Raw genomic sequence first — 20,458 nt, forward strand, 5'->3', positions numbered from 1 at the left:
GCAGCGCTCGGCCCGCACAGCGCTGGTCCTTGGTGGAGGCGCCACACAATTGGGCGCGGTGTACGGCGGGTGTACGCGGCAGGCGATGCAGCAGTGCCGGCCGGGCCGAGCCGGAGGAGAGGGAGGGTTGGGCCCGCCTGATCACCACCGAGAACAAACGCGCCAAGTGGCAAGGCGAACCCTTGTCGACGGCTACACCGTCTACTCCCGCCTGCGGCACATCTCCACGAGGAATTCTCGCGTGGCGCTGAGGTACCAACGCTATCTACTCGTCTAGAATTGGACGCTCAGGTTGTCCAGTTTTACCGACCCTTGTATTGCTGACTGCGAGATTCCGTGACTCAACTTCCCGAGATCAACTGGCGGCAGATCCGCGGCAAGTCGCCGTCGGGCTCGCAACGTGATGGGTTCGAGGAACTCGCCAACCAGTTGATGATCTTTGGTGACCTTGTGACGTGGCCACCCGACACCAAATTCAGCGTGTTCGGGAACCCGGATGGCGGTCGGGAAGGGCGCGGTGAGCTTCCCGGTGGTGTGGTGTGGGCATGGCAGGCGAAGTACCTGTTCGAACTCGACAGCGACGAGTTCGGACAGATCACCAAGTCGGTACGTCGGGTCTTGGAGACCGAGCCCACGCTCGAGCGCTACTTCGTGCTGTTGCCCTGTAATCCGCCGGCGGGCGACACGGCGCAGAGGAAGAGTGCGTGGACGAAGTGGAACGAGTACGTCGCGAAGTGGCAGGGCATGGCCGAGGCGGCTGGCCGGACCGTGGCGTTCGAATATGTGGGTGAAACGCAGCTCAATAGTTGCTTGCTCCAAGCATCACAGGTGGGACGGCTGCGTTACTGGTTCGATCTGGACACGTTCTCTGAAGATCGGTTCCGGGCGATCGCGGCGCGGGCTGAGGCCGACGCGGGCGGCCGGTACACCCCCGAGCTGAACGTCAAGCTGCCGATCGCCGCGGTCTTCGACGGCCTCGCCCGAACGCCTGCGTTCGAGCACGACATCCGATTGGCGCTCGCGGCACTCCGCAACGCCCGAGGCACCTACGGTCTCTCTGCGCCTGACGAACAGCGTGAGCTGTTCGAACCCGCAATCTGGTTGCTTGAAGATCGCCTCGACCGTCTCGAGGAAGCAGTGGCGGACGCCATTGCGCAGGCGCGTCGACCCCACGGCGTGCTGCCCGATCTCAAGCCCTTCATGGACGCCCTTGAGGGGCCCATACACGCCATCGTCGATCTGCTTCGGGAGCACTGTCTGCGGGACGGGTACTACATCGGCAACGCAGGCAGCCTTCACCACCAGATTTCGAGCATCGAATCCGCGATCTCGGGGTTGTACGGGCTGCGTGCCGGTCGGGCCTGGCAAAGCTTCGACCAGACCACCATCCTGGTGACCGGCACCGGCGGAGCCGGAAAGACCCATCTGCTCTGCGACCTCGCCAAGACCCGCACGGCGAACAATCTGCCGACGATCATCGTGCTCGGCGAGCAGTTCGAACGAGGACCGATCGAAACCGACCTCGGCAGGATCATCGGATTCAACAGCCCGGCAGGCCAACTACTCGCGACCTTCGAAGCCGCCTGCCAAACCACGGGCACCGTCGGGCTGATCATCATCGACGGTCTGAACGAACCAGCCGACCGGAAGCTGTGGAACAAGTACCTGCACAGCTTCCTCAACGACGCAGCCGGGTACCCGCACATCCGGCTCGTGCTCTCCTGCCGGACCGAGTTCCTCGCCGACACGTTGTCCGACCCTCTGCAAGAGCGCCTCCGTACGTTCCAGCACACCGGGTTCGCGGAGGTCTCCCGGGACGCGATCCGCCAGTTCCTCGACTGGTACGGCATCGAGCGACCATCTTTCCCTTTGCTGGACCCGGAGTTCACTAACCCGCTGTTCCTCAAGCTTCTCTGCACCACACTGCAGACGCGAGGCGAACACCGCTTCCCACGCACCGGCTTCGGAACCTCGTGGATCTACGACAGCTTCCTCGACGCGATCAACGACCGCCTCGCCGACCCGGAGCGCTGCGACTACGACCGGAGCAGCACGCTGGTCCGCCGATCCGTCGAGCAGATCGCCGCCGCCATGCACACCCACGGTCGTCGGCTACCCAAGGCCGAGATCGAACAACTCACCACGACGCTCCTGCCAGGTCGCGGCTGGAGCAGCAGTCTACTCAACGGCCTGCTTAAGGAAGCGATCCTGTCCGACCTCCTGATCAACGGTGTCAGCTACGTCCGGTTCGGATACGAACGACTTGGCGACATCGCATGGGCCAAGCTCATCGCGGCCTACGACCTCGCGACGGTCACCGAGCGGACCACACCCATGGCACAGCGGTGGTACCACAACGCTGGCGTCCTGCAGGCACTCGCCTCCGTACTGCCCGAGACGCACGGCGTCGAACTGATCGACGTCCTCTCGATCCCAACGGATGAGTACCACCCGCACGCACACAACGACTTCCTACTCAGCATCGCGTGGCGCATGCCCGACGCACTGACCGACCGGACCGAGACGATCCTCGTCGAACTCCGTGCCAACCCCGACGTCGCCGACGCGGCCAACAACGCACTACTGCAGGTCGCCACCGTCCCAGGCCACCGGTTCAACGCGGAGTGGCTGCACCGCCAGCTCCGCGGCTTGACGCTGCTGGACCGAGACGTCACCTGGTCCCACACCTGCGACTGGCAGCACGACAACGCCGGTCACCTGCCGAACCTCATCAGCTGGGCCTGGTCAGACGCCAGCACCACAGCCACCGAGGACACCCGCCACCTGGCCGCGCTCACCCTCAGCTGGGCGCTGGGCGCCTCGCACCGGCCAACCCGCGACAACGCCACCAAAGCCATCATCGCGTTGCTGGAACCCGCCCCCCACCTGTTCGGGCCAATCCTGAAACTCTTCGCGGACTGCGGCGACGACGCCATCGAGGAACGCTTGCTGGCCGTCGCCTGCAGCATCGCCCAACGCGCCTGTGACCGCGACATCGCCGCCACTATCGCCGAAGCGGTACGCGACCACACCATCAGCCGCGACTACTGGCCCCAGAATTACCTCAGCCGCGATTACGCACGCCGGACAATCGACGCCGCACTAGAACACGGCTGGCAACCGAACCCCAGCGACATCACCGCTCGTGTGCGACCCCCGTACACAACGGACTGGATTGCGCCGCAACGGTCGCGAGCGGAGATCGACGAGCTCGCCGGCCCACCAGCCTACCGATACAGCGCCGTCAAACATCCCGTCATGTCCGACATCGACGACTTCCGCAAGCACGTCATGAGCTCGCTGGTGCACAACTTCCAGCTGGAGGGCGAGGTCGACGCCGACTACCTCGGCCGCATCGTGTTCGACCAAGTGCTGCACCTCGGGTGGACACCCGAACTGTTCGACACGATCGACCGGAACCTCCCGCGCGCCGGCTCGGCTGAAGGCAAACAACACGAGGGCTACGCCCGCAAGTACCTCTGGACAGCGTTCAAACAGCTGGCCGGGCGTGTGACCGACCGGTTCGCCCTCGACCCCACCTACCGCGACGACAACAGAACCGACTACCAGACGCCGCTGGACGTCTACGGGCATGACATCGACCCGACAACGTTGCTGCGACGGACTGAGAATCGGGTCTACGCCGACACCCCGCCAACCTGGTTCGCGCCCGCTGCCGCGACGTTCCCCGTCGTGCTCGACCCCATGTGGGCGACTCACGACGAACACGCCCCACCCGTCGAGCACCTACTCGCCTGCACCAACGCCACCGGAGAACGATGGCTGGTGCTGGAAGGTCACTACCAGTGGTCGCAACCGCAGACCCCGGACGAGGCCGCCGCCGAGGTACCGCATCACAGGACCTGGACACAGATCCGCTCCTACCTCGTCAACGCCGCTGATATCGACGCCTGGGCGACGTGGGCACAAGGCCAAGACTGGAACGGCCGATGGATGCCCGAATCAGGCAGCCCGACCGGCCTGATACTCGCCGACCACCCATACAAGTCGGACTGGCCAAACCTGGAGGCCCGCGACCGAACCGCCTACCAGGAAACACCGCCGCCCGGACCCCTCGTCGTCACGACGACCCGATATGGTGGCGTCGCGAACGACTGGGACCAGTCCGACAGCAAACACCTGTACACATTCATGCCCTCAACCCCCTTCTGCCAGACCCTGGATCTCCAACGAGTCGGCGACTTCCAATGGGGACGCGCAGGCATACCACTGGCGGAAAGCTTCGCAGCCCGCGAGCCAGGGCCCGACACAGTCCACGTCGCCGCCGGAACCCTTCGAGACGCCGTGGCCAGCAACCGTATGTGCCTCCTGTGGACTGTGCTGGCCGAAAAGGACACGGTCACCCCCGACCACCAATGGCCCCCTGACGGCCACCCGGTTTCACGTACCTACTCAGCGACATACCTGTACGACGGAGCCGAGATCCGACTACTCTCCGCCAACGCCCACACAATCTGCGCTGGAGGAGACACATCAAACGCCGCCGCCTGGAGCCTGCCACCGCACATTCCCATCTGACCACTTGACAGGCTCCGCAGAATGGCATGATGGTTACAGTGGTCATCGCCATTCTGCGGTCATGGATCTAATGACCGGCCTCGGGTTCTGGGACTCGGAGGCGGGCAGGCTCATCCGGTGGCGCGCCCGGTACGCCCGCAGGCGGCGGTTGTTGCTGGAGGGCGAACCGCTGCGGCACGGGTCTCGGCGGGAACGGCGACACCGGCCTACGGACTTCGCCCGCGGGGTGGAGCAGTTGCGCCAGCTCCGGCACGGCGTGCTGACCGGACCGGTGGCGCTCGACCTCGATTTCCATATGACTGCAGAGCAACCACCCCAGCTACAACACCTCGCCAAGCGCTACCTGGACCTGCTCGGCGCGGCCCCACCCAATACGCCGCCGGGCAGTCGTCGGCACCTGCTGTACCGCGACGACCGTCAGGTCCGGCTGCTGCACGTCCGCGCCTGGCAGCCTCTCGACGACGGCCCGGAACCAGGCACCGGACATACCGCAGTCGTCGCATGGCCGCTACGGGACGTGCTCGCCGCCCTTGAGGTCGCTGTTTCGCTCCGCGATCACGCCGTCTGGGACGATGCGGACTCGCCATTCCACGTGCCCGACCTGCCGGAGGTTGACCTCAGCCCGACCTTCAACGTTCGACTGGCCACCGCCCCGGCCCAGGTGCAGCGGTGGACCGACCTGAACGTGTGGCTGAGATTGCATGGTCAGTCCCAGATGCAGGAGGCGTTGCTTGGCACGGCCGATGCGCTCATCGCTTCGGTGCTCTGCCGCAGTCGCGGCCTCCTCGACCCGAATCGCCACCGCGCGGGCGTCGCGAGTAAGCGCCTGGACGCGCTTTTCGCAGACATCGTCGCCAGCGACCGGGCGACGCTGCTGTCGCACCCGTTGCACATCCCGCTGCCCGCACTGCCGACCGCTCACGGCGAGCGGGCAAGCTTTCGCACCGGCCTGCGTGAACAGCTGCAGCGGTGGCGGGCGCGGTGGCCGGTGTTCACCCCACTGCTCGTCCCGGTCAAGGCCACCCTTTTGGCCGTGACCCCGCCGCACGGCAAGGATCTCGACAACCTCGTTCGCGACGACGTCCTCCCAACCGTCCACGAAGTACTCGCCCCACAACCGGCGCCATGGCTGACACGCTTTCCCCAACTCACCCTCAATGAGCAGGCGACCTGGCGGCCGCAGCACCGGCGGCTAAAGCAACTCCAGCAGAACAGCGTCACGGCCTACGAGGTCATCCAGATCACCCGCGACCCCGCCGACCAGGACGCCGGTGTGCTGCGTCTGGCGCTCGGCAACGCCACGTCATCTGGCAGCACCTGGGCAAGGATCGCGGGCTTCGTCGAGACCCACATCGAGCAACTCCGGTTGTAGCAACTGAGCCCCGATGACAGCCATGTACTGGCCATTTTCGTGGTCTATGAGAACACAATTGCAGAACGACCGAATGTTGTTCCTTCACAGGTTCGGCCGCCGCTCGTCAAATGTCTAGGGCAGGATCTGGTGTATTGCTCCTGCGCCCCAGTCGGCGATATAGAGTGTTCCGTCGACGTCGCTCGTCAGTTGGTTGGGGTTGACCAGACCGTCAGCGACCGTCACAGGCTCGGCCGTTTGGTCATGGGGCAGTCGCAGGACGCGGCCTGAACGGAAGTCGCTCACGTAGATGTCGTCCCCGACGTATGCGACTCCGCCGAGTTCGGTCAAGCCCTGGTGTGCCAGTAGGTTGACGCCCTCCGCTTGGCCGTGCGGAATCCGCCACAACAAGTTGACGCACTGCGGTGGCTCCGCGTCGGGCCGGGGACCACACAGCACCAGGAGATCGTCCGCCGAACACGCGACAGCGATTGGTACACCCTCGAACGAGGCAAGTTGGGTCGCTGCGCTGTCCATGGCCACGCGGTGGATCGTGCCACTGTCCATAGCGACAATGAGGTCTTCGTTGTCCCAGACGAACGCCATGGGCGTGCCGAGGCAGTCCGGGTTGACGATGTGGCTGGTGGCGTATTCGTCGTGATGATGGAGCACCTGGAGTTCGCGGATCCCGGTGATCCGTACGGCGAGCTCGCCATCGGCCCTGGCGGCGAGGGTATCCGTTCCCAATAGGACCGTAGGCATCCGTGGCACGGCGGCGATCAGTCGATAAACCCCTTCCCGCCCGACTCTCCACAGCTGGGTCCCGCGGGTGCTGACCACTAACCCCTTCGCGGTGGAGGCGATTCCAGCAACGGGGGGCAAGCCGGTGAGCAGTTCGGTTACGGTGCCGCGCGGGTGGCTGGCGATTTCGACGCTGGCTTCGGTGGAGCAGCCGGCATGCAGGCATCGCAGCGTGGTGGCGCCTGGCGCCTTCGCGATTACCGCGCCGCCTTTGTAAAAGACGGTCTTCTCGTCGCCAGTCTCGACCTTCGGGTCGTCCAGTGGTTCGGTCCACCTCGCGGTGCCATCGGTGAGATGCGCGAGCACCCGCAGTGGCGTTTTGGCCCCGATGCGCAACCGTAGACGACTGGGTTCCATACTGATGTGCATCAACCGTATGGGGTGTGCAGGCGCGACCGGCTGGCCTTCGAACAGGGTCGAGACCTCCCAGAGCTTGCGCAGGGACCCGCCATCGCGGTCACCTACCCACGCCCCGCCGATCGCCGCGGTACTTGACCAGTGCCAACTCACGTAATGACCGACCGTGTACACCTCTCGCGTTGGCAGGATGCGTTCACTCGCAGTACCCGCCTCCAGGCAGTACAGCCGCACCCCACTGACGTCGAGTCGCTGCTCGCCCTCCGCGTCGCCATAGAGGGGCAGGTTCACCTCGATGACCCGGTACCACGAGGACAGCCCCGGCTCGCTGGTGAGCCAGACGGTATGAGCAGCACCCTGACGGTGGCCGTCGGCCAAATGGATACGGTGCTCTCCAGGCGCCACGCGGGCGACGTCGACAACCAGAGTCCCTGGCCGATAGCTGAGTTTGTCCAGCCGAGTCGTCTCGTCCAGCCAGACCTCCACCTGGCTGCTCGCACGGTCGACCCAGAGGGTCAGGGTATGGCCCTGTCGGTGCTCGTAGCCCCGGACGATCGGGGCCCGATCGATGTCGCGATCCAGCAGGTCCAGCAACGTGCTTGCGTGGGCCAACAGCCGCATGCACTCGTAACGTGACCGGCACGGCAGAAGGGGTCGATCTTTGTGCGACCGGTCGCCCTTGAATAAGCCGATGGCGCCGCTGAACAGCTCGACGAGTCGATCCTTGTCTTGCTCTCGGACCGTAACACGGATCGGCTCGCGTCGCTCGACGAAGGCGGCCTTAATCAACTCGTTGCCGATCGCCGCGTTTTGTGTCCGTTGCTGGAGCTCATGTTCGACCCGGCGAAAGGCCGCGAAAATGGCGTCATCGAACCGGTTCGCACGGACGAGATCCGCGCTGACCTCGGTGATTTCCGCACGCAAGATCGGCAGGAGAACGTCCAGATCCCCAGTCCCCGTCGGGACACCGGTTTCCACCTCAGTCAGTGCGCTCTGAACGGTCACCGGGCCGTGAAAGATATTCACTGATCCCTGGCGCAGGGAGTTCACGTTCTGGGCGGCCACGCGCTCGCGCTCAACCGACTCGGCGTACTCCAGGAGCGCGTCCGGCCCCTGCAGCCGCCGGTAGGGCCGTAGACGCCGGCGATCGATGGTGAGCTCCCACAACCACGGCTCTTCTTGCTGCCAATTAACGCCTATCCAGAAATGGGGAAGAAGATCAACCAGTACCCGCATCCGCGACAGCGCTGCTCGTGTGCGCACGAAGTCAGGCGTCTCGTCAGGGTCCTGCGCCGGTGCGGATTGCTCCGTCTCGGTATCGGACTCGGCGCCGGCTGCGGACTCCACCGGTCCAGGGCGTGCTGACCCAAGGGGCAACTCCAGGTACGCCGCGAAGTCGACGCTTTTTGCTACGAGCGGGGTCTCGCCGTCGTCCGACGCCTCACTCTCAACCTTCACGACCCAGGCGACGAACCGGGCCGAGAGGTCCAGGTCCTGCCGGCCACCCGCGCACATCGTTACGCCGCGCAGGGTGAGGCGCACTGCGTCGCGGTCGGAGAAGCCGTGGGCCTGCCACGGCCTGGAGATGTAACCTTCCGGGATCGCGAGCAACGCTGCTTGAGCATCCTCGACCCCCAGGTCACGGTCAGCCCGCAGGTCCACAGCCGTGAACGTGGGCCAATCTCCACGCTGACTCATCAGGTCGTAGATCAACTGAAGCAGGCCTTGATCGGTTGCGTTCACCGCAGAGCCGTGGTCCACACCCGTGACCCCCTTCCGTTCGCGCTGTCCCGTACCGCCGGGTGTGGCGAACACCGAGATCACTGTTGTTGCTAGAACGATAGCGGTGATCATCTGGGCATGAAGGCCCGACACGGCATGGTGGGACACCCGGCGAAATTTGTGATTGGCGAAGCCGGCACGACCTCGACAGCATCGCCGAGCATGGGTCGCATCCCGGACCCGACAAGGGCCCCGAACCGCAGGTCGCCGGCCCGGCCCTGCTGACACCACGGAAGGGTTACGGATCCAATCTGCCCCCGCCCGGCACGGTCCCTCACACACGCAGAGTCATCTGTTTCCCACGGGCAGTGGTATCGGTACCGCTCGCGATGGTCGGTGGTACCACTACCAGCCCGGCTGTGGATCGGTGCTGGTGTGTGCACAGATCCGACCTGACTGCTGACGTTGCGGCGGACTGACAAGACCATCTATCCAGTGGTACTGGCACCGACTCCACGAGGGGACCGGTACCAGTACCACCGCGAGGTTAGCTGGCGAGCGGATGTGGTTCGCCGGTGAGGGCGGACAGTGCGGTGGCGACGTCGTGGACGGCGGCTTTGACGTAGGTCATGGTGGCGTTTTTGTTGTCTGCTTCGTCGAAGTGGCCGGCGTAGGCGTGGGCGATGGCGAATCCGAAGTTGCGTTCGACCCAGGTGAGGGTGGTGTGTCGGATCCAGTGGGCGGACACGTTGAGGGTGGTGATCCAGGGGAGGTACCGGCCGAGGCGGACCCAGAGGTGGTCATAGCGGCGGTGGGTGATCGGGTTGCCGTTGCGGTACCGCAGCAGCTGTCCATCCGGATCATCGGCCGCGCCCCGGGCCTCGGAGTGGTCGAGGAGCGCGGTCATGAGCGACCGGGAGACCGGTTGCCAGCGGGCCGTGCCGTCCTTCTCCCTGAGGTAGATCAGGCACTGGTCCTCGTTGAGGTCCCGGGGGCGTAGGGCCAGGGCGCCGCCGGTGCGGCAGGCCGATTCGGTGTGCAGCCGGAGCAGCAGTGTGTCGAGTTCTGGGTCGTCGCCGGTGGTACCAGCGTAGAAGTTGATCTCACTCATCTGGTCGGTCGACAGCGCGTGCCGGTTGGAGCCCTGCCGCCGGGGCTTCGCGGTCCGCCGAGCTGGGTTCTCGTCGGGTTTGATCAGGCCGTCGTTCTCGGCGTGCCGGTAGATGCAGCGCAGGGCGGCGATGAAGTTCTCGGCGGTGCCGCGGCCGCCGCGTGAGTTGCGGCGGGGGACGGCGTTGGCCTTGATCTCCTCCTCGAACTGCTTGATCTCGGTCGCGGTCGGTTCCAGCAGGGTCCGCGGGCCCCATTTCGCCCGGATGCGGTTCCAGTAGGAGCCGTAGGTTTTGGCGGTGCCGGGGGAGACGGCTTTCTCTACTTCGGGGATGTAGGCGTCGAAGGTGGGGACCGGTGGCCGGTCGGCGGGGTCGGTCATCAGGTCGGCTGGGTCGACGCCCATCCGCTGGAGCATCATCCGCGCCGCGGCCATCAGTTCGCGGTCCGCTGCGGTTCCCGGTGCGGCGGGTGTGAGGTTGGTCGTCATCGCGGACCACCGCCCGTAGTGCCGGTCGTGGTCAGGGTGGCGTGGTAGGTGGTGATCATCGTGTCCAGCGCCGCGAGGGGGTGGACGACCAGCACGTCGTGGTGGGGGTCGGCGGCCATCAGCACGAGATCGCGGGAGTGCAGGCCGCTGCGGTGCCGTATCGCGGCTGGGACTACGAAGTAGGGCTTGGTGCCCATGGCGAACGCGCCGGTCTCGTCGCGGTGGGCCACGATCGATCCGCCGACCAGTGCGATGTGCAGGAGGTCACCGGTTGTCCAGCCGAGAGCGTCGATTGTGGACCGGTTGGTGATCACACCCCAGGTGTCGATCTTGCCCATGCCGTACACGAGCGACCCGGTGCGCGGCGGGGCGAGGAGATCGACGACATCGAGGTGCGCGTTGCGGGCGGCGAGCCGCTGCCGTCCAGTCCCGCGCGTGAGCTTGGGCGGGATCAGCGGGGCGATCTTGCGGTCAGCCACGGTGACCACCCCCGGCATGGAACGCGGGGAGGACGCGAGAGAAGAGCGCAGCGTGATAGGAAGGATACTGGCTGCTGCCCGGGGATTTCCTGGATATCGGTGTCCGAGGGGGGACTTGAACCCCCACGCCCGTTAAGGGCACTAGCACCTCAAGCTAGCGCGTCTGCCATTCCGCCACTCGGACTCTGTGGTGCGCATAGCGTAGCGGACGCCGTTCGGCGGGCTTTCTGGGGGGCTGGGGTGGTAGGAAGTGCCACGTGACCGAGCAGATGAACCTGGCCCAGGACGAGGCTGTCGAGCTTACTTCCGAGCTCATTCGGATCGATACCTCGAACACTGGGGAGCTGGAGACCACCGTCGGGGAGCGGGCTGCCGCCGAGTACGTGCGGGGCAAGCTTGAGGAGGTGGGATACGAGACCGTCTACGTGGAGTCCGGGGCTCCTGGGCGGGGGAACGTCTTTGCTCGGCTGGCCGGGGCCGATCCGTCGCGTGGGGCGCTTCTGATCCACGGGCATCTTGACGTCGTGCCTGCCGACCCGACCGAGTGGTCGGTTCATCCCTTCTCCGGGGCCGTCCAGGACGGGTACATCTGGGGGCGCGGTGCCGTGGACATGAAGGACATGGTCGCGATGACGCTCGCCGTCGCTCGGCGGTTCAAGCGGGATGGGATCGTGCCTCCTCGGGATCTCGTCTTCGCCTTCTTGGCTGACGAGGAGGCCGGTGGGCACTACGGATCGCAGTGGCTGGTTGAGCATCGGCCTGATCTGTTTGACGGGGTTACCGAGGCTGTGGGTGAGGTTGGCGGGTTCTCCGTCACCCTGGGGGAGGACGTCCGGGCTTACACGATCGAGATCGCCGAGAAGGGGATCGCGTGGATGCGGCTTCGGGTTCGGGGGCGGGCCGGGCATGGGTCGATGTTGCATGACGACAACGCGGTCACCAAGCTCGCCGCTGCTGTCGCCCGGCTCGGGGCGCACGAGTTTCCGCTGGTCATCACCGATTCTGTGCGAGCGTTCTTCGACTCGGTGGCCTCGTTGACCGGCGTCGCGTTCGACGAGGACGACCTGCCTGGGGCCGTGGCGAAGCTGGGGCCGTTCTCGCGGGTTGTCGGGGCCACTCTGCGTGACACGGCCAACCCGACGATGCTCAACGCGGGCTACAAGGCCAACGTGATCCCTTCCGTGGCCGAGGCCGTTGTGGACTGCCGGGTGCTGCCCGGGCGTGAGGAGGCCTTCCTCCGTGAGGTCGACGAGATTCTCGGGCCGGACGTGGAGCGGGAGTGGGTCTCGCGGTTGCCCGCCGTCGAGACCACCTTCGACGGGGACCTCGTCGCGGCCATGACCGCTGCCGTTCGGGCCGAGGACGCCGGCGCCCGGACCATTCCCTACGTCCTGTCCGGTGGGACGGACGCCAAGGCGATCCACACCCTGGGCATCCGGTGCTTCGGGTTCGCGCCCCTGCAGCTGCCGCCCGACCTCGACTTCACCGCCTTGTTCCACGGCGTGGACGAGCGGGTGCCCGTGGACGCCGTGCGATTCGGCACCCGGGTCCTTGATCGGTTCCTGCGGAACTGTTGAGCACCGAGCGGTACGCCCTCGCGGACGGGGCTTCCTTGGCGCTCGTCCGCGCGGGCGACCCCGACGCACCCGCCACGGTCCTCCTCCTGCACAGCTACGCCATGGACCGTCGGGTGTGGCACAAGGTCATGTCCTTGCTGCCGGAGGCCGCGTCCGTGTCGGTCGTGGCCTACGACCACCGAGGGCATGGGGAGTCGTCGTCGGCCGACAGCTCCACCGCGACGCTCGAACGGCTTGCCGACGATCTCGCGGAGGTCGTCGAGCGTGCGATCCCGCACGGTCCCGTGGTGATCGTCGGGCACGGGATGGGGGCGCACGTCGCGCTGGTGATGGCCGCGCGGCACCGGCTGCTCGCCGCGCACCGGATCGGGGCCCTGCTGTTCCTCTCGACGAGTGTGGGCTGGGTCGCCGAGGCGTTGCCGCGGCCGCTGGGGCGGCTCGCGCAGGACTTCCACGCGATACTCGGGCCGCGGCTCGTGGACCAGGTGCACCGGCGGATCGACAAGGCGACCACGATCGGACTGCGGTGGCTGCTGCTGGGGGAGGACCCCGAACCGGACGACGTGCGCCTGGTCGCCGAGATGGTGTCCTGGCACTGGCCGGACGCCGTCGCCCTGTTCCGGCCCGCGCTGGACCGCGGTGCGCTGGACACGGCCCTGGAGGCGGTGGCCGCGTGGCCGATCATCGCGATGACGGGGGAGAAGGACCGCCTCGTGCCCGTCGGGCACCCCGACGCCCTGCAGGGGCATTCGGTGACCGTGCCGGGGGCCGGGCACATGCTGCCGCTCGAGGGGGTCGCCGAGGTGGTGCCGAGGATCGTGGCCCAGGTGCGGGAGGCGCTCGCCAGGTGAACCATTCGGCGTAGCGGCGCGTAACGAGCCGACAAGACGACAACGGCCCGAGACAAGTACGGAGGCATCGTGCCCGAATTCATAGGCGGACTGCCGCTCCACCCCCTGGTGGTGCACTTCGTGGTGGTGCTGCTCGTGATCGCATCACTGGGCGCCCTGCTCACAGCACTCTGGCCCGCTGTGCGGCGGCGGTACGGCTGGCTCGTGTTCGCGGTCTCGGCCGTCGGCACGGTCCTGGTGCTGGTCGCGACGAGCAGCGGCGAGGACCTGGCGAACCGGGTCGGCACCAACCCGCTGGTCCAGGCGCACGAGGCGCTGGCCAACCTCATGATCTGGTGGTCGCTCGGACTGACGATCGTGGTCGGTGCGCTGATGGTGGTGCACTCGAGGGCGGAGCGGAGGACCACCGCGAAGGTGGCGGTGGGCTCGGCGGGCACCGAGGACGTCGAAGAGCAGCAAGGCAAGGCCCCGGCCCTGGTCATGATCGTGCTCGCGGTGCTGACCGTGGGGCTCGCGGTCGGCAACGGCATCCACATCTACCGCGTGGGCGACGCCGGCGCGCGTGCGGTGTGGGAGGGCGTCCAGAACCTCCCGCCGCAGAACGGCGGGTGAACCGGGGAGCGTCCTACGTGCTCAGACCGGGCAACAGACCGCGTGCGCGCTTGCGCTTGAGCAGCACGCGCCTGCTCCCGTCCGAGTAGAGCCGCACGTTGGACAGCTCCCATCCTGCGAACTCGGCGTGGATGGACAGTTGCGTGGCCGCTGCACGTCGCGACAACCCTGGCGGGAGGCGCAGCGGCCGGTACTCCCAGTCCCCGTCGACCACCTCTGTGCTCATATCGCAATCACCTGAATCCCATCTCCTGTTCCGGACGCGACGATCACGCGTCCGGTGCGGGGGTCCACCGCCACGGTGTTGGGCTGGGACACCGTGGGGAACCGGTACTTCTCCTTCGGTTCTTCACCGGCCACGTCGTAGCCGACGACCTCATTCGTCTCCGTCAGCGTGACCCACGCCAGGTCACGTTTCGAGTCATAAGTGATGGCGTACGGCGCGCCCGCGACCGGGTAGTTCTGCCGCATCAGGAGCGGGTCCAGGGAGAACGCGAGCAGCGCGCCGCCCCGGGTGTCGGTGACGAGGACCCGGCCGAACCGGTCGGCGACGGCGTTGGTCGCGCCCTGCCCCGCGCGCAGGCCCTGGGCGATGGTCGCGCCCGGCACGTCCAGCTCGAACACGGCGTTGCGCAGCCGGTCCAGCACGACCGCGCCCTTGCCTGCCGACACGACCTGGTCGGCGCTCATCATGTCGCCGCTGATCATGCGCTGGACCTTGGCGTCCTTGACGACGGCGACCGCGCGCTCGTCCCGCATCGCCACCAGCGTCCTGCCGTCGAACGCGGCGGTGCTGACCGGCTCGCCGCGGAACGAGCCCGCCGCGCTGGCACTGCCGTCCGCCGACACCCGCGTGACCTCGTTCTTGCCCGCGGCGAGGAAGGCGCCGCCGTCGACGGTGAGTGACTCGGCGGTGACGGCGGCCGTCTTCGGCTCACCGAGGGTGTCGCCGAGCGGGTAGAGCCGGAGCGTGTCCTTGCCCGCGACCGCGAGAGTGCCGGACTCCGGTGAGTACGCCATCGCGACGATGTCGTCTGCCAGCGCGGTGACGGCGCCGGCGGGCGTGGTGGCGGCCGGTGGCGACACGGCCGCGACCGCCGCCACCGGGTTGTCGGTCACCATCAACTCGTCGCCCTGCTGCTCGGCGGAACAACCCGAGCCAACCGCCGCGCATACCACCAGCAGCACGGCAACCTTGCGACGCAACATCGACCTCCGGCACGATCCCCGGTCTCGCCGGCGCACCCGTGTCGCGCCGACGGGACATCTGTCCAGCATCCCCTAAAGACGCACTGGACGCTAACCCCTCGCCGGGGTGTCGTGTCGGGTGGGCCGTCAGTGGCTCTTCACGAGACCCGTCCGCAGGTCGTAGACGGCTGTGACGACCCTGGGGCGGACCGTCGCGATCGCGTGGGACCGCCGGGTCAGCTCGTCGGCGACCCGCGTCGTCTGGGTGCGGACACAGGCGGCCACGAACGCCTTCTCGTCGGGCACGCGCGGGGTGGCGCGGACCGCCGCCTCGATGGCGCGGGCCACGGTGTCGACCGACCCGGTGACCGCGCTCGTGCCGTCGGCCAGGTCGATCGCGGCCTTCACCGCGCCGCACTCGGAGTGCCCGAGGACCACGACCAGCGGCACGTGCAGGTGCTCGACGGCGTACTCGATGCTGCCCACCACCGCGTCGTCGAGGACCTCGCCCACCGCGCGGACGGTGAACAGGTCGCCGAGGCCCTGGTCGAAGAGGAGTTCGGCGGGGACGCGGGAGTCGGCACAGCCCAGCACGCACGCGAACGGGTGCTGGGCCTCGGCGAGGCTCTCGCGGTGGCCGGGGTCCTGGCGGGGGTGGCGGGGACGGCCCGCGGCGAACCGCCTGTTGCCTGCGACGAGGCGCTGCCAGGGGTCGGTGGGGTCGGGGGAGTGGGGAGCGGCAGAGGCAGGGAAGGTGGCGTCGGCGGCGATGCCGGTGGTGACCGCGGCACCGAGAACCAGCAGGGAGCGACGCGACAACTTTGCATACTCCATACTGCATACGATGCCCGGTTAGTGTGAATTGTGCAATGGTCTGGTGACGGAGCGTCAGCTCAGGTGGACCTCGGGATAGCTCAGCTCGACGTCGCTCACGTCGTCGAGCGCGGCCCTGATGGCCGCGGGCAGCGTCAGCTCCTCGGACACCAGCGAACCGAGCAACTGCCCGGTGTCCCGGGCACCGACGATCGCCGAGCACACGCCCGGCCGGTCCCGCACCCACGCCAGCGCCACCGACAGGGGAGAGGTCGCGAGCCCGTCCGCCGCCGTGACCACGGCCTGCACGATCCGCGCCGCCCGCTCGTTGCGGTGCTGGTCCACGTACGGCGCGAAGCGCGGGGACGCGCCCCGCGAGTCGGCCGGGGTCGCCGCGCGGTACTTGCCGGTCAGCACCCCCCGGCCCAGCGGCGCCCACGCGAGCAGCCCGATGCCGTGGTGGTCGGCGGCGGGCCCGACCTCGCGCTCGATGCCGCGCTCCAGCAGCGAGTACTCCATCTGTGTGCTCACGATCGTGGCCTGCTTGCCGTGCTGCCGCGACGCCGCGGTCGCGAGCTGCCAGCCGCTGTAGTTGGATACCCCGGCGTAGCGGACCTTTCCGCTGGTCACGGCCGCGTCGAGCGCGGAGAGCGTCTCGTCGAGCGGTACCGCGGCGTCCCACGCGTGGAGCTGCCAGAGGTCGATGTGGTCCACGCCGAGCCTGCGCAGCGAGCCCTCGAGCGCCCACAGCAACGCGCCCCGTGAGGCGCCGCCGCCGAACGGGCCGTCATCGCGTCGCGCGACGGCCTTGGTCGCGATGACCAGGTCCTCGCGCGGTACGAGGTCGTCGAGTAAGCCGCCCAGGATCCGCTCGCTCTCGCCGTCCGAGTAGACGTCGGCGGTGTCCACCAGCGTCCCGCCCAGGTCGGCGAAGGCCACGAGCTGGCTCGCGGCCTCGTCCGAGTCGGTGTCCTGGCCCCAGGACATGGTGCCCAGGCCGATCCTGGACACCCGCAGCCCACTGTGCCCGAGGTGTCGTTGCTCCACCGGGCGAAGAGTACGGGCAGGTCGGCGTACTCGCTGGCAGACTCACCGACGTCACAATTGGCAGGGCGTCAATTGGCGGTAAGGTCTCCGGGCATGCGACTCGGACTGAACATGGGTTACTGGGGTGCGGGCAACGACGCGAACAACCTGAAGCTCGCCCAGGAGGCCGACCGGCTCGGCTTCTCGGTGGCGTGGGTCGCGGAGGCGTACGGCTCCGACGCGCCGACGGTGCTCGCGTGGGTGGCGGCGCAGACCGAGCGGATGGACGTCGGCTCGGCGATCCTCCAGATCCCCGCGCGCCAGCCCACGATGGCGGCGATGACCGCCGCGACGCTCGACACGCTCTCCGGCGGCCGGTTCCGCCTCGGGCTCGGCGTGTCCGGCCCGCAGGTGTCCGAGGGCTGGTACGGCGTGAAGTTCGACAAGCCGCTCGGCCGCACCCGCGAGTACGTCTCGATCGTGCGGCAGGCGCTGCGCCGCGAACGGGTTTCCTTCGACGGCAAGCACTTCACGCTGCCGCTGCCGGACGGGCCCGGCAAGCCGCTGAAGCTGATCGTGGCGCCGCACCGCGCCGACATCCCGATCTACCTCGCTTCCATCGGCCCAAAGAACCTCGAGCTGACCGGTGAGATCGCCGACGGCTGGCTCGCGATCTTCTACTCGCCCGAGTACGGCCCCGAGTCACTCGAGCTGATCCGCAAGGGCCGGGAGAAGGCGGGCAAGACGCTCGAGGGCTTCGACGTCGTGCCCACCTCGCCGATCGTCGTCGGCGACGACTGGAAGACCGCCGCCGACCAGATCCGCCCGTACGCGGCGCTGTACGTGGGCGGCATGGGCAGCCGCGAGCAGAACTTCTACAACAACCTCGCGTGCCGGATGGGCTACGAGGCAGAGGCGGCCGAGGTGCAGAACCTGTACCTCGCGAAGGACTACAACGGCGCCGCCGCGAAGGTGCCGCTCGGCTTCCTCGACTCGACCGCGCTGCTGGGCTCCAAGGAGCGGATCGCGGAGAAGATGCAGGCCCTGGCCGAGTCGGGGGTCACCACGCTGACCGTTTCCCCGGTCATGCAAGATCTTGAGCACAGCATCGCGGCCCTGCGTGTCGCGGTGGAAGCTCTGGATCTCGCAGGAGTAGGTAGTTGAGCTGGCTGGAAGCCATCGTTCTCGGTCTCATCCAGGGACTCACGGAATTCCTCCCGATCTCCTCAAGTGCGCACTTGCGGATCAGCGCGGCATTCGCGGGCTGGGACGACCCGGGCGCGGCCTTCACGGCCGTGTCCCAGATCGGGACCGAGACCGCCGTCATCCTGTACTTCCGCAAGAAGATCGGGCAGATCTTCGTCGCCTGGTTCCGGTCGCTGCGCAGGCCGAGGACCTGGCGCGAGGACCCGGACTCGCGCATGGCGTGGCTGGTGATCATCGGCACGATCCCGATCGCCGTCCTGGGCCTGCTGTTCCAGGACTCCATCGAGCACGCCTTCCGTGATCTCCGCCTCATCGCGGCCACGCTGATCGTCTTCGGCATCCTGCTCGGGGTCGCGGATCACCTCGGCAAGAAGCGGTACAGCCTCGACCACCTGACGATCCCGCACGGCTTGGCATACGGGTTCGCGCAGGCGCTCGCGCTGGTCCCCGGCGTGTCCCGGTCCGGCGGCACGGTGACCATGGGCAGGCTGCTGGGCTACCGCCGCCCGCAGGCGACGGAGTACGCGTTCCTGCTGGCGGTGCCCGCGGTGTTCTCGTCCGGGCTGTACAAGCTGACCGACATCGGCGGCGACGACGCGCCGGCGTGGGGGCCGACGATCCTCGGCACGGTCGTGGCGTTCCTCGTCGGCTACGCGGTGATCGCGTGGCTGATGAAGTACATCTCCACGCACAGCTACCTGCCGTTCGTGGTGTACCGGATCGCGCTGGGCGTCCTGCTGTTCGTCCTCGTCGGCTTCGGGGTGCTGTCGCCCGACGCCGGGCCGGCTCCCTGACGGTCAGCCGAACTCGGCTTCCAGCGCGGCCAGCAGGTCGGTGGCGAGCGGGGTCAGCTTCTCGACCGGGGTGTGCGGCGAGACCGAGACGTCGAACGCGAACCGTTCGCCGCCCGCGGTGAACACGACGATCAGCTGGGACTCGGGCAGTTCCGAGCCCAGGGTGGGGTTGTCGCCGTAGCCGGCGGCTTCGCCCAGCCCGTCGACGCGTTCGTAGGGCGCGGTCTTCGCGTTCTCGGCCATGAGGTCGGTGAACTCGTGGTCCAGGATCTCGTCGACGCCCTTGTCCCGGGTCTGCTTGACGTCGACGATGATGGCGGGCGGCAGCAACTCCACGTCCGCCAGCGCGAACTCGACCTCGTACCGGCAGGTCTTGCTGAGGATGGGCGGCCTGCCGGACTGGCGGCTCTTCGTGTCCGTGACGACGACGTCGAGGGTCTGCTCGATCGTGTCGACGGGCAGCAGTTCACACAGCCGCTCCGGCGTGAGGCCCGCCAGCACGGTCTCACCCGTGGGACTTTCCGCCTCGGTCTCCCCAGTGCACGCCCCCGCCAGCAGCAGGCACGACACAACGGCGATCGCTCGAATCAACACAGGACCTCCCCATCCGGTGCATGGCGAACGTGCCACAGCGTAACGACGGCGATCTCTCCGTGCGGGGTGATCGGACAGATCGGATGATCGGCGACGGCTAGTCTGGCGCCGTGGCCACCGTCGTACTCCTCAGGCATGCCCGCTCGACCGCGAACGGCTCCGGCGTCCTCGCCGGCCGGACCCCCGGTGTCGAACTCGACGAAACGGGCCGCAAACAGGCCGACGCGCTCGTGGCCAGGCTCGACACCATTCCCGTCGCGGAGATCGTGTGCTCGCCGCTGCTGCGGTGCGAGCAGACCGTCGCGCCGATCGCGGCCGCGCGCGGGCTCGCCCCGGTCACCGAGCCGAACCTGTCCGAAGTGGACTACGGGGACTGGACGAACCGCGAGCTGACGGAACTCGGCAAGGAGAAGCTGTGGTCGGTGGTGCAGCAGCACCCGTCCGCCGCGGTGTTCCCCGGCGGTGAGGGCCTCGCCTCGGTGCAGACCAGGGCCGTCGCGGCGGTCCGGGCGCATGACGCGCGCATATCCGCCGCACACGGGGCCGAGGCCGTGTGGCTGCTGTGCAGCCACGGTGACGTGCTCAAGGCGATCCTGGCCGACGCGCTCGGCCAGCACCTCGACACGTTCCAGCGGATCGTGGTCAACCCGGCGTCGGTCTCGGTCGTCCAGTACACCGAGACCAGGCCTTTCGTACTGCGGATGAACGACAACGGCGGCGAGCTCGCGAGCATCGTGCCGACCAAGCCGCAACCCGCAGAACCGGACGGTCCTCGTCCGGGCGACGCGGTGCCGGGCGGCGACACCGGCCGCTCGTCCTGACCACGCGCCCCACCCGGACGCACGGACCGTGCAAAGGCGTCACGATCTGGGTGAAACCCCAGGTTGACGAGCAGCGATTGTGCCAGTATCTGTGCACTCGAAGTCTCCGCTTCGGCGGCACCATAGG

Annotated in this window: 16 protein-coding genes and 1 tRNA gene; 8 read left to right on the plus strand and 9 right to left on the minus strand. The window is 67.6% G+C overall.

What is annotated here, in order from left to right:
- Window positions 1-336 precede the first annotated feature (336 nt).
- Together FHR82_RS34115 and FHR82_RS34120 are read left to right on the plus strand one after the other, a co-directional pair.
- Window positions 337-4,539, plus strand: coding sequence for an NACHT domain-containing protein (locus FHR82_RS34115; protein WP_184814741.1), 4,203 nt, complete (start codon window positions 337-339; stop codon window positions 4,537-4,539).
- Between the two features lie 61 nt (window positions 4,540-4,600).
- Window positions 4,601-5,911, plus strand: coding sequence for a hypothetical protein (locus FHR82_RS34120; protein WP_184814742.1), 1,311 nt, complete (start codon window positions 4,601-4,603; stop codon window positions 5,909-5,911).
- Between the two features lie 114 nt (window positions 5,912-6,025).
- On the opposite strand, the gene FHR82_RS34125 is transcribed toward FHR82_RS34120, so the two are convergent.
- From FHR82_RS34125 to FHR82_RS34140, 4 genes are all read right to left on the minus strand, one after another.
- Window positions 6,026-8,902, minus strand: a complete 2,877-nt coding sequence (locus FHR82_RS34125; RefSeq protein WP_184814743.1) for a TIGR02391 family protein — start codon at window positions 8,900-8,902, stop codon at window positions 6,026-6,028.
- Between the two features lie 415 nt (window positions 8,903-9,317).
- Window positions 9,318-10,370 carry a tyrosine-type recombinase/integrase gene (locus FHR82_RS34130; protein ID WP_184814744.1) on the minus strand — a complete coding sequence of 351 codons (1,053 nt, stop codon included), beginning with the start codon at window positions 10,368-10,370 and terminating at the stop codon, window positions 9,318-9,320.
- A complete protein-coding gene (locus tag FHR82_RS34135; RefSeq protein ID WP_184814745.1) occupies window positions 10,367-10,849 on the minus strand; it encodes a hypothetical protein in 483 nt (160 codons plus the stop codon). Before FHR82_RS34135 ends, FHR82_RS34130 begins: the two co-directional genes overlap by 4 nt.
- A gap of 100 nt (window positions 10,850-10,949) precedes the next feature.
- A tRNA-Leu gene (locus FHR82_RS34140) sits at window positions 10,950-11,033 on the minus strand.
- Between the two features lie 85 nt (window positions 11,034-11,118).
- Here FHR82_RS34140 and FHR82_RS34145 point away from each other — a divergent pair.
- The 3 genes from FHR82_RS34145 (at window position 11,119) to FHR82_RS34155 (ending at window position 13,889) form a co-directional block, all read left to right on the plus strand.
- Window positions 11,119-12,426 carry a M20/M25/M40 family metallo-hydrolase gene (locus FHR82_RS34145; RefSeq protein WP_221464691.1) on the plus strand — a complete coding sequence of 436 codons (1,308 nt, stop codon included), beginning with the start codon at window positions 11,119-11,121 and terminating at the stop codon, window positions 12,424-12,426.
- Window positions 12,423-13,277, plus strand: coding sequence for an alpha/beta fold hydrolase (locus FHR82_RS34150; protein WP_225943840.1), 855 nt, complete (start codon window positions 12,423-12,425; stop codon window positions 13,275-13,277). The genes FHR82_RS34145 and FHR82_RS34150 overlap by 4 nt, the downstream gene beginning before the upstream one ends.
- A 69-nt stretch (window positions 13,278-13,346) precedes the next feature.
- Window positions 13,347-13,889 carry a DUF2231 domain-containing protein gene (locus FHR82_RS34155; RefSeq protein WP_184814747.1) on the plus strand — a complete coding sequence of 181 codons (543 nt, stop codon included), beginning with the start codon at window positions 13,347-13,349 and terminating at the stop codon, window positions 13,887-13,889.
- Window positions 13,890-13,902: 13 nt separating this feature from the next.
- Here the strand turns inward: FHR82_RS34155 and FHR82_RS34160 are convergent, their stop codons facing one another.
- The 4 genes from FHR82_RS34160 to FHR82_RS34175 all read right to left on the minus strand — a co-directional run bounded on the left by FHR82_RS34160 (window position 13,903) and on the right by FHR82_RS34175 (window position 16,937).
- Window positions 13,903-14,115 carry a DUF5703 family protein gene (locus FHR82_RS34160; RefSeq protein ID WP_184814748.1) on the minus strand — a complete coding sequence of 71 codons (213 nt, stop codon included), beginning with the start codon at window positions 14,113-14,115 and terminating at the stop codon, window positions 13,903-13,905.
- Window positions 14,112-15,098, minus strand: a complete 987-nt coding sequence (locus FHR82_RS34165) for a YncE family protein (protein WP_184814749.1) — start codon at window positions 15,096-15,098, stop codon at window positions 14,112-14,114. The genes FHR82_RS34160 and FHR82_RS34165 overlap by 4 nt, the downstream gene beginning before the upstream one ends.
- 126 nt (window positions 15,099-15,224) lie before the next feature.
- Window positions 15,225-15,911, minus strand: a complete 687-nt coding sequence (locus FHR82_RS34170) for a carbonic anhydrase (protein ID WP_184814750.1) — start codon at window positions 15,909-15,911, stop codon at window positions 15,225-15,227.
- A gap of 54 nt (window positions 15,912-15,965) precedes the next feature.
- A complete protein-coding gene (locus tag FHR82_RS34175) occupies window positions 15,966-16,937 on the minus strand; it encodes an aldo/keto reductase (protein ID WP_184814751.1) in 972 nt (323 codons plus the stop codon).
- 93 nt (window positions 16,938-17,030) lie between these two features.
- Between FHR82_RS34175 and FHR82_RS34180 the strand changes: the two genes are divergently transcribed.
- On the plus strand, window positions 17,031-18,080 hold the full coding sequence (locus FHR82_RS34180; RefSeq protein WP_184814752.1) for an LLM class F420-dependent oxidoreductase: 1,050 nt from the start codon (window positions 17,031-17,033) through the stop codon (window positions 18,078-18,080).
- Window positions 18,077-18,916 (plus strand): undecaprenyl-diphosphate phosphatase, encoded by an 840-nt coding sequence (locus FHR82_RS34185; RefSeq protein ID WP_184814753.1) that lies wholly within the window; start codon window positions 18,077-18,079, stop codon window positions 18,914-18,916. Before FHR82_RS34180 ends, FHR82_RS34185 begins: the two co-directional genes overlap by 4 nt.
- A 3-nt stretch (window positions 18,917-18,919) precedes the next feature.
- Here the strand turns inward: FHR82_RS34185 and FHR82_RS34190 are convergent, their stop codons facing one another.
- Complete coding sequence (locus tag FHR82_RS34190) at window positions 18,920-19,510, minus strand: hypothetical protein (RefSeq protein WP_184814754.1); 591 nt, start codon at window positions 19,508-19,510, stop codon at window positions 18,920-18,922.
- A 110-nt stretch (window positions 19,511-19,620) separates the two neighbouring features.
- Between FHR82_RS34190 and FHR82_RS34195 the strand changes: the two genes are divergently transcribed.
- On the plus strand, window positions 19,621-20,331 hold the full coding sequence (locus tag FHR82_RS34195; RefSeq protein WP_184814755.1) for a histidine phosphatase family protein: 711 nt from the start codon (window positions 19,621-19,623) through the stop codon (window positions 20,329-20,331).
- Window positions 20,332-20,458 lie beyond the last annotated feature (127 nt).

The organism is Actinophytocola algeriensis (genome assembly GCF_014203735.1).
Classification (GTDB): domain Bacteria; phylum Actinomycetota; class Actinomycetes; order Mycobacteriales; family Pseudonocardiaceae; genus Actinophytocola; species Actinophytocola algeriensis.